The following is a 13403-nucleotide window of genomic DNA, read 5'->3' on the forward strand; positions in this document are numbered from 1 at the left end:
CCCCCGACACCTCGGGGGACCGCCCTTCCCGCGTGCGGCTGCGGGCCGAACGCGGTTACGCGCCGATCTTCTGCTTCACCTGCGCCAGCGACGGGTTCGTCAGCGTGGAGCCGTCCGGGAACAGCACGGTCGGAACCGTCTGGTTTCCGCCATTGGCCTTCTCCACGAACGCCGCGGACTGCGGGTCCTGCTCGATGTTGATCTCGGTGTATCCGATGCCCTCGCGGTCGAGCTGCTTCTTCAGCCGCTGGCAGTAGCCGCACCACGTGGTGCTGTACATCGTCACAGTGCCCAGCATGTCTTTTGTGCTCCTTCGGCGGGTCGGGGGCAGGTGGTCGCAGTGGAAGAACGTACTTGAAAGGGCCACCATTCCCGCCGGCCCCATTTCCGCCCGCCACCGGTCCCGAGGGCGCGTTCCCTCGATGCACGGACCTCCGAGGGTGACGCTCGCCGCATTAGTACGACTGCGACGGCCCACCTGTGGACAACCGGCTCGCCCGTCTCCGCCGACCTGGCAGCATGGCCATGTGACAGCAGCAACGCACTCCCCCCTCTTCCCGCAGGTACCGGACTCGGCCGACGCGGTGCTCGAAGGGCTCGACCCCGAGCAGCGCGAGGTGGCCACCGCCCTGCACGGTCCGGTGTGCGTGCTGGCAGGAGCGGGCACGGGCAAGACCCGGGCGATCACCCACCGCATCGCCTACGGGGTACGCGCCGGCATCCTGCACCCCTCCAGTGTGCTGGCCGTCACCTTCACCAACCGTGCCGCCGGGGAGATGCGGGGCCGGCTGCGCCTGCTCGGAGCCCAGGGCGTCCAGGCCCGCACCTTCCACTCCGCGGCCCTGCGTCAGCTTCAGTACTTCTGGCCGAAAGCGATCGGTGGCTCCCTGCCCCGGCTCGTCGACCGCAAGATCCAGCTCGTCGCCGACGCGGCAGCCGCGTGCCGTATTCGTCTCGACCGGGGCGAGCTGCGGGACACCACCGCGGAGATCGAGTGGTCCAAGGTCACCCAGACCGTCCCCGCCGACTATGCCCTGGCCGCCGCGAAGGCGGGCCGCGCGATCCCCCGCGACCCGGCCGAGATCGCCCAGCTCTACGCGGCCTACGAGGACCTCAAGCGGCAGCGCGGTGTCATCGACTTCGAGGACGTCCTGCTGCTGACCGTCGCCGTCCTCCAGGACCGGCAGGACATCGCCGAGCAGGTCCGCGCCCAGTACCAGCACTTCGTGGTCGACGAGTACCAGGACGTCAGCCCGCTCCAGCAGCGCCTGCTCGAACTGTGGCTCGGCGAGCGGGACGACCTGTGCGTGGTCGGGGACGCCAGCCAGACGATCTACTCCTTCACCGGAGCCACCCCCGACCACCTCCTCGACTTCCGCACCCGCCACCCCGGCGCCACCGTCGTCAAGCTGGTCCGCGACTACCGCTCCACCCCCCAGGTCGTCCACCTCGCCAACGGTCTGCTCTCCCAGGCCCGGGGCCGCGCCGCGGACCACCGTCTGGAGCTCGTCTCCCAGCGCGGCCCGGGGCCCGAGCCCGGCTACGGCGAGTACCCCGACGAGCCCGCCGAGGCCGAGGGCGCGGCCCGCCGGATCCGCGAGCTTCTCGACGCCGGCGTGCCGGCCGCGGAGATCGCCGTCCTGTTCCGCACCAACGCGCAGTCGGAGACCTACGAGCAGGCCCTCGCCGACCGCGGCATCCCGTACCAGCTGCGCGGAGCGGAGCGCTTCTTCGACCGTCCCGAGGTCCGCAAGGCGGGCGTGGCCCTGCGCGGCGCGGCGCGCTTCGGCGGCAACGACACCCTCCTTGAGGACGCCGTCGACCTGCCCTCCCAGGTACGTGCCGTCCTCTCGGGGGAGGGCTGGACCCCGCAGCCACCGGCCGGCTCCGGAGCCGTCAGGGAACGCTGGGAGTCGCTGGCCGCGCTGGTCGGCCTCGCGCAGGACTTCGCCGCCGCGCAGTCCGGCGCCACCCTCGCCGACCTGGTCGCCGAGCTGGACGAACGGGCGAACGCCCAGCACGCCCCGACCGTCCAGGGCGTCACCCTGGCCTCCCTGCACTCCGCCAAGGGTCTGGAGTGGGACGTCGTCTTCCTGGTCGGCGTCGCCGAGGGCATGATGCCGATCACCTACGCCAAGACCGACGAGCAGATCGAGGAGGAGCGCCGCCTCCTCTACGTCGGAGTCACCCGGGCCCGGGAGCGCCTGTATGTCTCCTGGGCGCTCTCCCGCTCACCCGGCGGCCGTCCGAGCCGTCGGCCCAGCCGGTTCCTCGACGGCCTGCGTCCCGGTTCGGGCGCCGCCGCCGGCCGCGGTGGCAGCGGAGGCAGCGCGGGCACCGGAGGCATCGAGCGCGGCTTCACCGGTGCCGCGGCGGGCGCCCCGGTCGAGCGGCGCCGGACCCAGCGGACCCCGGCCCGCTGCCGGGTCTGCGGGCGCACCCTGACCGACGCCGGCGAGATGAAGCTGATGCGCTGCGAGGAGTGCCCCTCCGACATGGACGAGGGGCTGTACGAACGGCTGCGCGACTGGCGGGCGGTCCAGGCACAGCGGGCGGGCCAGCCCGCGTTCTGTGTCTTCACCGACAAGACTCTGATGGCGATCGCCGAGACCGTCCCCGAGGAGGAGGGCGAACTCGCGCGTATCCCGGGGGTCGGCGTCCGCAAGCTCAACCGCTACGGAGCCGATGTGCTGGCCATCTGCGCAGGCCAAGAGGTCGACGGGGACGACGAGGGGGACTGAGGGCGGACGGCTGGGCAACTGATCCGAACTCGTCGGAAAAATAGTTTGCGCATGCCCCGGCAATCCCCATAGGTTCTTAGACACGGGAACGGCGGCCTTCTCGAAGGCCCTGATTCCGTGCTGTACTTGCATACCCGCCGGACCGGATTCACCCCGGTACCCCGAGACGCCGAGAGGAGGCGATTCCAGTGATCATCATCAATCGCAGCTCCACCGCCAAACTGACCGATCCCTCGGTCGTCTCCGTGTGCATGCTCGACGCCTCGATCCTGGGCACCGGTCTGTCCGGCATTCGTGCCGACCGGCCGTCCTCCTCCGTTGTCTCCGCGGTTCTTCCCAGCCGCGAGCGCAATGAGCGACCGACCGAGGCACTGGAAGCAGTAGGGGCACAGGCGCACGCCTATGCCTTTGCGGCAGCCGGTGCCGGAGCCCGGAAGCAGACGACGCAGCACCACCTGATGTGGGCCTTCCGTGGGCCAGAACCCTGGAGTGATCCAGCCTGATCGACGATCAGGCCGGCGCCTTCAGGGCCGCGGAACCCACCCGGGATCCGCGGCCCTTCTGTTTGCCCCGAAACACGGGGACAGCGGAGCGAAGGGGCCTCGGGACAAGAAAAGAACCCGGTACCCAGCCGACACCCGGTCCTACAGGACCGGACCGACAGACGAGGAAAGACGAACCGTGCAACTCGAAGCGCACGCCCCGTCAGTACCGCCTTCCGAAACGATCCCCCCGCCCGGCCTCACGGAGGACTCCACCTTGACCCCGCTCACGGCGCTCACCGCGCTCGACGACGCCATCGAGAACCTCGGCGTACCCGTCCCCTGCCGTTCCTACGACCCGGAGGTCTTCTTCGCCGAGTCGCCGGCCGACGTCGAGTACGCCAAGTCCCTCTGCCGCACCTGCCCGCTGATGGAGGCCTGCCTCGCCGGCGCCAAGGAGCGGCGCGAGCCCTGGGGCGTCTGGGGTGGCGAGCTGTTCGTCCAGGGAGTCGTCGTCGCCCGGAAGCGGCCGCGTGGCCGCCCGCGCAAGAACCCGGTCACAGTATGAACACCGCCGGAACAATCGACCGCCCCCTCACGCAAGACCCCAAGAAGCAGGCCCCGATGAAGCCGTTCCCCAGCGAGCCCGCAGGCTCCGCGATCGAAGACATCACCACCACCGGCGCGTACGACTCGCGTCAGAACAGGACACGCGAGATGCAACTCATCCCAGAAGCCCTGGCTCGTGCGCATATGCACGACCGACTGCACGAGGCCGAGCGGGAACGCCGGGCACTGCGCCTGGCGACCGCTCGCCGGATGCAGCGACGGGCCGAGCGCGCCTCGCTGCGCGCCCGGCGGGCGCTCGCCATGGCCGTGATGCAGTAACCACACCCACCTGAAGCGGTGGCCTCCCGACGGGGGAGGCGAAGCTCTCACCGCGGGGGCCGGTCCGTCCGAACGGACCGGCCCCCGCGGTGCGTTGTGCGGAGGACCACCGCCCCGGGACTATCGTCCCGAAGATGACGAGTCCTCCCGGAGACGGTGACCGAGGCGCTTCCCCGACGGAGCCCCGCCCCCTCGCGTGTGCCCGCTGCGGCGCCCGGGCCGAGGAGCCCCCACCCGTCACCTGGACCTGCTCCGTGGAGAACGGCGTCCGGCGCTACTTCTGCGAGACCTGCGCCCGCGAGAACCTCAGGGCGATCGAAGGCCGACTGGACCCGGAGTGGTGGTGAATCGCGTCACAGTCCGGTCGGGAGGTCCAGGCGCTCACGCCTCCGCGACCGACTCCTCCGCCCCGAAGGCCTCCACGACTTCCGCCGCGAGAAAGCCGGGCAGCCACTCCTCCAACTCCTCGCGCAGCCGCACCGTCGCGCCGAGCTGGCACAGCACGCCGATCGTGCTGAGCGTCACCCGGTGTATCAGCAGATAGGCCGGCGGCAGGTTCAGCTGCTTGCCCAGCTGATGCGCGGGGGAGCGGGGGTCGGCGATCCGGGCCGCCTGGCTGCGCATCCAGCCACGGCTGAACGTGAACTCCTCCACCTGGGCCGGCTCGATGATCGGCAGGAGGTAGTCGAGGACCGCGTCGGGATCCAGCTCTATGGAGTCCTTGACGAAGCCCTCCGTGCGCAGGAGTTCGTAGACCCCCTCCGCGTCACCGTCGAGGGTCATGCGCAGGGACTCGCCGATCGGGTCCGGCAGACCGCCCGGGAGCCGGTCCACCGTGCCGAAGTCCAGGACGCCCAGGCGCCAGTCGTCCTCGCCGTCCGGTCCGCCCGGCAGGAGGCGGAAGTTGCCGGGGTGCGGGTCGGCGTGGAGCAGGCCGGTGCGGGCCGGGCCGGAGAAGAGGAACCGGGACAGCAACTGGCCGGCCCGGTCGCGCTGCTCCTGGGTGCCGTCGGTGATCACCTGGGACAGGGGCACGCCGTCGATCCACTCGGTGACCAGGACCTGTTCGCGCTGGTGGACCACCGCCGGGATCACCACGTCGGGATCGCCGGCGAACTCTTCCGCGTGGGCCTGCTGAGCCTGTGCCTCCAGGCTGTAGTCGAGCTCCTCGGAGACCCGGTCCTTGAGCTCGGCGATCAGCGGCTTGACGTCCATGCCCGGGATGAGGGGACCCAGCAGACGTGCGAAACGGCTGAGTTGGTTTAGGTCGGACAGCAAGGCCTCACCCGCCCCGGGGTATTGGACCTTGACCGCGACCTCCCGGCCGTCGTGCCACACCGCTCGGTGCACCTGGCCGATCGAGGCCGCCGCGGCCGGCTTGTCGTCGAACTCCAGGAACAGCTCGGACCAGTTCTCGCCGAGCCGCTCCGCGAGCACGGAGTGCATCGTGCGGGTCGGCATCGGCGGCGCCGCGTCCTGGAGCTTGGTGAGGGCCGCGCGGTAGGGACCGGCGACCTCCTCGGGCAGGGCGGACTCGAAGACGGACATGGCCTGCCCGAACTTCATCGCACCGCCCTTCAGCTCGCCCAGCACCTTGAACAGCTGCTCGGCGGTGCGCTGCTGCAGTTCGCGGCCGACGATCTCCGCGGACTCGCCCACGATCCGCTTGCCCAGACCCCAGGTCGCCCGCCCGGCGAAGCCGAGCGGGAGCGCGGCGAGTTTGGCGGTCCGGGTGACCGCCTTCCGGGGAAGATCAGACATGCGCCCTCCAAGTACCGGCCAGCCGCGCGGCGTCCGTCGTACGGCAGAACTCCTGCGAATGCTGCACTGCCATTGTCGCGTGCGTTCCCCCGTCCTCGGAGATGTGTTCCTGCTTACCTTTCTCCGCGGCCCCGCACGGGCAGGCGGAATGGGGATATACCGGACGGGCGTGCCACTGGAGGGCGGGAACGGAAACCTCCCAGCGGGCGCCGGCGCTCGACGGGGTCCGGCCGTCGAGGAAGGTGAGCGCGTGGGCGGCCGCCAGTCCGGCGACGGTTGTGGCCAGCGTCACATCGCAGGCGCGCGCCGCGCGCCTTCTCCCGGAGTGCCACTGGGCGACCAGCCGCGGCCAGGCCGGGTCCCGGTCGGCGCGCTCCTGATGGAGACAGCCCGCGCAGCCCGTCTCGCCCGGCAGTACGAGCGGGCCGACGACGCCCGTCCCCTCAACGACCCCGGCATAGAGGTGTGGTGTGCCCGAGGCGATCAGAGGCTCGGCCGCCGAGGGGGCGGGCGCGTGCACGGACACGTCGTCCCGCGGGGCGATGACCACGAGCGAGAAGCCGGCTGTGTCCGCCTCGGCCGGTGACCCCGGGCCTCTGCGGGGTGCGGGTGCCGGGGCCGCCCGGCGTACGGCGCGGCGGGCGGACTCGTCCCGACGTTCGCCGACCGACTCGGCGGGCAGGCCGCCCGGTGCGATGTCCCCCGGCTCGACCCGGCCGCCGTCCCGCACGTCCACCTCGCCGACCCCCGCACCGGAGAGCAGCGCCGCCAGTGCCACGCCGACCCGGCCCGCGCCGCGCACCTGGACCCGCAGCCGGCGGCGGACGGCCAGGTGCTCGATCGCGTCGCCCGGCTCCGAGGTGAGGAGGGACAGCGCGGCGAGGTCGGGGCGCAGCCGGTCCAGGACCTCTTTCCGCTCCCGCAGATCGGCGGCCTCCGGCCCGCCGCCGCGCGCGTCGTCGAGCAGCCCCGACCGCGCCAGCCGCTCCACCAGCCGGTCGACATGGCCGTCGGGCAGGGCCATGCGGCGGCCCTCCTCGCGCAGCAGCTCCAGCCCGCGGGTGCCGTCCAGCAGGTCGAGGAAACTGCCCGTCGCCGTGTCCACCGGACCGAGTGTCAGCGCGTGCGCCGGTGTCATCCCGAACTGCACCGTGTTGAGGTCACGCCAGCCGCGCCGCAGCGCGGGCTTCACCATCGGATGCATCAAAGGCCCCCGTATGCCTCATGCCTGGAAACTCCCCGTCACATCGGCGGAGCGGGGGCGTGGGGATGTCCTCGCTCCGCCGACGACTGCCAGCATGCCCGGGCCCGCTCGAGCGTGCCGAAAGTTGTCCACAGGCGGGGGCGTTCATCGTACAAATCCGTCGTACGAGGCAAACAGGGCGCGACGGATCGGAACCTGACCGTCCCGGAGTCGGGACTTCCCCCGTGTGCAGCGGGTAACGTCGGGGCGTGTCCGCCGACCCATTGCACCGCGCCGGAACACCACAGCGCAGCACGACGAGCCAGCCGCCGAGCGGCTCACGAACGAGCGCGATCGAGGTCCGCAGAAGCGCCCGTCGACGTCGGACGGTCTCCGCGTACCGCGAGGGCGATCGCACCATCGTGCTCATCCCCGCCCGGATGTCCGAGGCCGAGGAGCAACGCTGGGTGAGCGTCATGCTCGACAAGCTCGCCGCCCAGGAGAGCCGGCGCGTCCCGGGCGACGCCGAATTGGCCGAGCGCGCCGAGCGGCTGTCGGCCCAGTGTTTCGGCGGCCGGGCCCGGCCCGCCTCGGTGCGCTGGGTGACCAACCAGAACACCCGCTGGGGCTCGTGCACACCGGCCGAGGGCAGCATCCGCCTGTCGCACCGCCTGAAGGGCATGCCCGAGTACGTCATCGACTACGTCCTCGCCCACGAGCTCGCGCATCTGCTCGTGCCCGGTCACGGCCCCGACTTCTGGCGGCTGCTGGAGGCGTACCCGCGCACCGAGCGCGCCCGTGGCTACCTGGAGGGCGTCGTCGCGGCCGATCGGCTGCCCCACCTGCCCGCCGCCGGCGAGGAGTGACCTGCGGCTGACGTGGTGAGCCCGTCCCCCGGCACCTGACGTTGGTTGTGTACCGGGTCTGTACCGACATCGTGCGTTGTCCGACTTTGCCGTTAGCCTGACGCGACGCATTCACAATCGGGATGGGGGACGGTCGTTACGCATGCCCAGGGAATTCCAGCGCGGCCACAAGGCCAGGATCAGTGACCTCACCGCGGGCACCGATCTGTACGTAGGCGTGCAGATCACCGCTCCCGGCCTGACCTTCGACATCAGCTGCTTCGGCCTGGACGCCGACGAGCGGCTCTCGGACGACCGGTACTTCATCTTCTTCAACCAGCCGAAGTCGCCCGAGGAGTCCATCCAGCTCCTGGGCGCCCAGGCGGGCGACACGGAGTCCTTCCGCATCACCCTCGACCGGATTCCGCCGCAGATCCAGAAGTTGTCCTTCACGGCGACCCTCGACGGCGCCGGGCAGATGTCGCAGATCAACCCCGGCTATCTCCGCATCGTCGCGGGCGGCGAGGAAGTGGCCCGCTACGCGTTCAACGGCTCCGAGTTCTCCAGTGAGCGGGCCGTGATGCTGGGTGACTTCTACCTGAAGGACGTGTGGCGGTTCGCGGCCGTCGGACAGGGCTTCGACGGCGGTCTGGACGCGCTGCTGAAGAACTTCGGCGGCGAGGTCGCGGAGGAGGAAGCGCCCGCCGCGCCGCAGCAGCCGCAGGCCGGTGGCGCCACTCCCGGCTTCGCCCCGCCCGCGTTCGGCGCACCGCCGGTGCCCGCTCCGGCCCATCCGCAGCCCGCCGCGCAGGGCTTCGCGCCCCCGCCCGGCGCGACCCCGCCGGCTCCCGCCCCGGCGCCCGCGCCCTCGGTGCACGCCGCGCCGACCATCGTCGCGCCGCTGACCCCGCCCGGCGGCGGCCAGGTGCCGCCTCCGGCCCCGGCCCCGGCGCCCTACGGCCAGCCGCCGCAGCCGCAGCCGTACGGTCAGGGCCCCGCGCCCACCGCACCCATGCCCCCCGGCTACGGCCAGCAGCCCCAGGCACCTCAGGCGCCGCAGGCCCCACCCGGCTACGGTCAGCCGCCCCAGCCGCCCGGCTACGGTCAGCAGCCCCCGTTCGGGCAGGTCCCGGGCCAGCAGGCCTATGGCGCACCGCAGGGCGCGCCCCAGGGTGGAGCCGGAGTGGCCGCGGCGCTCCAGCAGTTCAAGGAGACGCCCACCGGACAGCGCTGGACGCAGCAGAACAAGAAGCTGGTCCGCGTCGACCTCGGGATGGGAGGCCAGCCCGTGCTCGCCCGCCAGGGCAGCATGGTCCTCTACCAGGGCAAGGTCGACTTCAGCTACAAGGGTGCCGGGTTCGCGGGCCGGATCGTCGGCAACGCCACCGGTCAGGAGATGCAGCTGATGCGCTGCACCGGCCAGGGACAGGTGTTCCTCGCCGAGAACTCCACGATGCTGCATCCCATCGAACTCCAGGGTGACGGCATCTGCGTCTCCGCGGAGAACGTCCTCGCCTTCGACGAGAGCCTCCAGTACGAGGTCCGTCGCATCGAGGGGCACGGCATCCCCGGCGGCGCCCTGTTCACCATGCAGTTCACGGGTACCGGCACGATCGTCGTCAAGACGCACGGCACGCCCGTCGTCCTGCCGGTCACTCCCACCACGTTCGCCGACTGCAACGCCGTCGTCGCCTGGTCGTCCGCCGCCCAGGTGGTCGTCTCCAGCCAGGTCCGCATGCGCCGCAACGCCTACCCCGGCGACACCGGGGAGAGCGTCAACCTCCAGTTCCGGGCCGCTCCCGGCAACTTCATCGTCGTCCAGCCGTACGAGGTCTGAGGGAGCCCGTCATGAACCAGCCACTCGCGGGCTACGCCCCCGCACCCGTCACCGCCCGTATGGAGAACCACGGCAACCACATGCTGAAGGTCGCCCTCCAGACCGGGACCGACCTTCTCGCGCGCGTGGGCTCGATGGTCGCCTACGAGGGCTTCGTGCAGTACGAGCCCAACCCGCCGGCCGTGCGCCAGATCGCGCGCGACTGGATGACCGGCGAGGGCGCGCCCCTGATGAAGTGCTCGGGCGACGGGCTGCTCTACCTCGCCGACTACGGCGCGAACGTCGTCGTGATCAACCTCAACGGCGACGGCATCTCCGTCAACGCCACCAACCTGCTCGCCTTCGACGCGCACCTCACCTGGGGCGTCGAGCGCGTCAAGGGGCTCGCGAAGTTCGCCGGCCAGGGCCTGTGGAACACCAAGATCTCCGGACAGGGCTGGGTCGCGCTGACCTCCCGGGGCAAGCCGATCGTCGTCGACTGCGGCGGCGGCGAGGACGAGACGTACGTCGACCCCGACGCGCTCGTCGCCTGGTCGCCGAACCTCAAGGTGAAGGGCAAGCGCAGCTTCAAGGCGCAGTCGCTCATCGGCCGGGGCAGCGGCGAGGCCTACCAGATGGCCTTCTCCGGCCAGGGCATCGTCGTCGTCCAGCCCAGTGAGGACAGCACCGACCGCCTCCGGGTCCGGGGCTGAGGGGGAGCCAGAACGCCATGCAGAGCTCACTTTTCGCGCACAACGACTCGCAGACCCAGGAGCGCTGGAGTCTCCAGAACAAGCAGATGCTCCGGGTCAGCATCGAGGGCCACGACGACATCCTCGCCCGCAAGGGCACGATGGTCGCCTACCAGGGCCTGATGGAGTTCGACGCCGAGTACCAGAACAACCAGCAGGGACGCGCGCGTGCGCACACGGGTGAGGGCCTGGACCTGATGCGCTGCCACGGGCAGGGCACGGTGTACCTCGCCAACCTCGCCCAGCACGTCCACCTCATGGACGTGGAGCAGGACGGCCTGACCGTGGACAGCAGCTACGTCCTGGCCATGGACTCCTCGCTGCACCACGAGGTCATCGCCGTCGACAGCCTCTACGGCATCTCCGGCTCCGGGAAGTACCAGCTCAACATCACCGGCCGCGGCAAGGTCGCCCTGATGACCTCGGGCGCACCGCTGATGATGCAGGTCACGCCGGACAAGTACGTCAACTGTGACGCCGACGCCATCGTCGCCTGGTCCACCGGGCTGCGGGTGCAGATGCAGGCCCAGACGCACTCCTCCGGAGTCTGGCGCCGGCGCGGCAACACCGGTGAGGGCTGGGAGCTCAGCTTCATGGGCTCCGGCTACGCGCTGGTCCAGCCCAGCGAGCTGCTGCCGCCGCAGAACGCCCAGGTCGGCTCCGGGCTCGCCGCCCAGTACGGCATGGGACAGCAGGGCGTACGGCAGCAGAACCAGGGCAACGCCTGGAGCTGACCGTCCGGAAAGCAGACGTAAGGGGCGGCCGCCTTGGAGGTCGCCCCTTACCCGTCTCGGCTCACGGCCGCCCGTCACCCACCTTCCGGCTCACAGCAGCCCCGCCGGCCGTCTTCCGGCTCACAGCCGCGCGCGCGTCTCCCGCAGCAGGCGTACGACCGACTCGTCGGCCACGCCCGCGACCTCGTCATAGGCGAACCAGCGCAGGTCGAGGGACTCGTCGCTGATGGCCTCCACGGCCCCGGCCGGAGCGAGTGCCGCGTACTGGACGTCGTAGTGCCACGCGCACGGCGTGGGATGCCGGTCCAGGCGCACGGGGCCGCCCGGGAGCAGGGCCAGCCCCCCGATGCCGGACTCCTCGGTCGCCTCGCGCAGTGCGGCGGCCCGCACGGTCTCGTCGGCCGGCTCGCAATGGCCTCCCATCTGGAGCCACATCCGCATCTTCTTGTGCAGGGTCAGCAGCACCCGGCCGCGCTCCGGGTCGATCACCAGCGCGCTCGCCGTGATGTGGCCGTCCCCGCAGGCCTTCCACATGCCGTCCGGGTGCGCCCCGAGATGGTCCAGATAGGCCTGGCGCAGCTCTTCCTGCTCTTCCGGGCCCTCGTGCCCCTTCAGGACGAGGACCGCGTCGTCGTACAGGCTCACTCGGTGTCGTCGTCCTTGGAGTCGGTCCCGGGGTCGTCCTTCTTCAGGTTCGGCTTGTCGCCGGAGCCGCCGCTCGCCGCCTCGCCGAGCATCTTGTCCAGCTCGGAGAAGTCCAGCTGCTCGCGGTGCACGAAGCCGTCCGGGTCGTCCAGGTCGGACGCCGTGGGCAGCATGTCCGGGTGGGCCCACAGGGCGTCACGGCCATCGACCCCGCGCGCGTCCGTGAGGGACGCCCACAGGCGGGAGGCGTCACGCAGGCGGCGCGGACGCAGCTCCAGGCCGATCAGCGTCGCGAACGTCTGCTCCGCAGGACCGCCCGAGGCGCGACGCCGGCGCAGCGTCTCGCGCAGGGCGTCCGCGGACGACAGACGGGGTTTCGCGGCCGCGTGCACCACCGCGTCCACCCAGCCCTCCACGAGCGCCAGGGCGGTCTCCAGACGGGCCAGGGCGGCCTTCTGCGCCGGGGTGTCCTCCGGCTGGAACATGCCCTGCTGGAGCGCGTCCTGCAACTGCTCCGGGTTCTGCGGGTCGAACTGACCGACCACGTCCTCCAGCTTGGCCGTGTCGACCTTGATCCCGCGCGCGTAGCCCTCGACGGCGCCGAACAGGTGCGAGCGCAGCCACGGCACATGCGCGAAGAGACGCTGGTGGGCGGCCTCGCGCAGCGCGAGGTAGAGCCGCACCTCGTCCTTCGTCACGCCCAGGTCCTTGCCGAACGCCTCGATGTTCACCGGCAGCAGCGCGGCACGCCCGGCCGGGCCGAGGGGCAGGCCGATGTCGGTCGAGCCGACGACCTCGCCCGCGAGCACGCCCACGGCCTGGCCGATCTGCGAGCCGAACATCGCGCCGCCCATCGAGCGCATCATGCCGATCAGCGGGCCGGCCATGGCCTGCATCTCCTCCGGCAGGACATCGCCCATGGCCGCACCGACGCGCTCGGCGACCGGGTCGACGAGCTCCTTCCACGCGGGCAGGGTCGCCTCGACCCACTCCGCGCGGGACCAGGCCACGGCCGTGCCCGCGCCGGACGGCAGGGACGTCGCGTCGTCCAGCCAGAGATCGGCCAGCCGGACGGCCTCCTGGACAGCGGTGCGCTCGGAGGGACCGACGCTGGCGTCCTTGACGCCGTCGGCGGTGCCCTGGGCGACCGTCTGGCGGGCGATCTGCTTGGCCATGTCCCAGTTCACGGGGCCGCCCTCGTAGGAGAGCATCTGGCCCAGCTGCTGGAAGGCGGCGCCCAGGTCGTTGGGGTTCAGGGAACCGAACATCGCGGCGAGCGGGTTGTCCGCACCGGGGGCGCCAAAGCCTCCGGCGCCGGGCAGCCCGCCGAAACCGAACGGGTTGGCCGGTCCCTGACCACCGCCGCTCTGCGGGTCCTTCTTCTTGCCCTCGTCGCCGTCTTCCGGCTCCTCCGGCGGAAGGCCGAATCCGAATGGGGTGTCACTCACGGGGTTCCTCGGCTGGTAAGGCCACCGGTTCTCGGCCGGCGGCGACTGCCCTGCAACACCACCCAGCGTAGACACCCCGGCTCGATCGGGCCTCGGTGCTTCGCCGAC

General features: G+C 71.4%; 14 protein-coding genes. 9 read left to right on the top strand and 5 right to left on the bottom strand.

Annotated elements, in window-relative coordinates; genetic code table 11:
- Positions 1–55: 55 nt before the first annotated feature.
- Positions 56–298: a mycoredoxin gene (locus ACFVYS_RS37000; RefSeq protein WP_020130808.1), complete on the bottom strand. Its 243-nt coding sequence runs from the start codon at positions 296–298 to the stop codon at positions 56–58.
- 124 nt (positions 299–422) lie between these two features.
- Between ACFVYS_RS37000 and ACFVYS_RS37005 the strand changes: the two genes are divergently transcribed.
- The 5 genes from ACFVYS_RS37005 to ACFVYS_RS37025 all read left to right on the top strand — a co-directional run bounded on the left by ACFVYS_RS37005 (position 423) and on the right by ACFVYS_RS37025 (position 4458).
- Entirely contained in the window at positions 423–2741 is a 2319-nt protein-coding gene (locus tag ACFVYS_RS37005) for an ATP-dependent DNA helicase UvrD2 (RefSeq protein WP_389509340.1), read from the top strand.
- Between the two features lie 188 nt (positions 2742–2929).
- The gene (locus ACFVYS_RS37010; protein WP_389509342.1) at positions 2930–3244 is read left to right on the top strand and encodes a hypothetical protein; all 315 of its coding nucleotides are present in this window, start codon (positions 2930–2932) and stop codon (positions 3242–3244) included.
- A 178-nt stretch (positions 3245–3422) separates the two neighbouring features.
- Positions 3423–3791 (top strand): WhiB family transcriptional regulator, encoded by a 369-nt coding sequence (locus tag ACFVYS_RS37015; protein WP_356258167.1) that lies wholly within the window; start codon positions 3423–3425, stop codon positions 3789–3791.
- Entirely contained in the window at positions 3788–4111 is a 324-nt protein-coding gene (locus ACFVYS_RS37020; RefSeq protein ID WP_020130806.1) for a hypothetical protein, read from the top strand. Before ACFVYS_RS37015 ends, ACFVYS_RS37020 begins: the two co-directional genes overlap by 4 nt.
- A gap of 134 nt (positions 4112–4245) precedes the next feature.
- A complete protein-coding gene (locus tag ACFVYS_RS37025; protein WP_389509344.1) occupies positions 4246–4458 on the top strand; it encodes a hypothetical protein in 213 nt (70 codons plus the stop codon).
- Positions 4459–4492: 34 nt separating this feature from the next.
- Here ACFVYS_RS37025 and ACFVYS_RS37030 read toward each other — a convergent pair whose 3' ends face one another.
- Both ACFVYS_RS37030 and ACFVYS_RS37035 read right to left on the bottom strand, forming a co-directional pair.
- A complete protein-coding gene (locus tag ACFVYS_RS37030; RefSeq protein ID WP_389509346.1) occupies positions 4493–5872 on the bottom strand; it encodes an ABC1 kinase family protein in 1380 nt (459 codons plus the stop codon).
- Entirely contained in the window at positions 5865–7076 is a 1212-nt protein-coding gene (locus ACFVYS_RS37035; protein WP_389509348.1) for a TOMM precursor leader peptide-binding protein, read from the bottom strand. Before ACFVYS_RS37035 ends, ACFVYS_RS37030 begins: the two co-directional genes overlap by 8 nt.
- A gap of 248 nt (positions 7077–7324) precedes the next feature.
- Here ACFVYS_RS37035 and ACFVYS_RS37040 point away from each other — a divergent pair, with 248 nt between their 5' ends.
- The 4 genes from ACFVYS_RS37040 to ACFVYS_RS37055 all read left to right on the top strand — a co-directional run bounded on the left by ACFVYS_RS37040 (position 7325) and on the right by ACFVYS_RS37055 (position 11202).
- Positions 7325–7921 (top strand): M48 family metallopeptidase, encoded by a 597-nt coding sequence (locus tag ACFVYS_RS37040; protein ID WP_327184997.1) that lies wholly within the window; start codon positions 7325–7327, stop codon positions 7919–7921.
- Positions 7922–8063: 142 nt separating this feature from the next.
- Positions 8064–9737: a TerD family protein gene (locus tag ACFVYS_RS37045; protein WP_389509350.1), complete on the top strand. Its 1674-nt coding sequence runs from the start codon at positions 8064–8066 to the stop codon at positions 9735–9737.
- 11 nt (positions 9738–9748) lie between these two features.
- Complete coding sequence (locus ACFVYS_RS37050; protein WP_389509352.1) at positions 9749–10429, top strand: AIM24 family protein; 681 nt, start codon at positions 9749–9751, stop codon at positions 10427–10429.
- A gap of 17 nt (positions 10430–10446) precedes the next feature.
- Entirely contained in the window at positions 10447–11202 is a 756-nt protein-coding gene (locus ACFVYS_RS37055) for an AIM24 family protein (RefSeq protein WP_389509354.1), read from the top strand.
- 120 nt (positions 11203–11322) lie between these two features.
- Here the strand turns inward: ACFVYS_RS37055 and ACFVYS_RS37060 are convergent, their stop codons facing one another.
- Both ACFVYS_RS37060 and ACFVYS_RS37065 read right to left on the bottom strand, forming a co-directional pair.
- Positions 11323–11847, bottom strand: a complete 525-nt coding sequence (locus ACFVYS_RS37060; protein ID WP_389509356.1) for an NUDIX hydrolase — start codon at positions 11845–11847, stop codon at positions 11323–11325.
- Positions 11844–13295 (bottom strand): zinc-dependent metalloprotease, encoded by a 1452-nt coding sequence (locus ACFVYS_RS37065; RefSeq protein ID WP_389509358.1) that lies wholly within the window; start codon positions 13293–13295, stop codon positions 11844–11846. The genes ACFVYS_RS37060 and ACFVYS_RS37065 overlap by 4 nt, the downstream gene beginning before the upstream one ends.
- Positions 13296–13403 lie beyond the last annotated feature (108 nt).

The organism is Streptomyces sp. NPDC058295, assembly GCF_042880655.1.
In the GTDB taxonomy this organism is placed as follows: Bacteria; Actinomycetota; Actinomycetes; order Streptomycetales; family Streptomycetaceae; genus Streptomyces; species Streptomyces coriariae.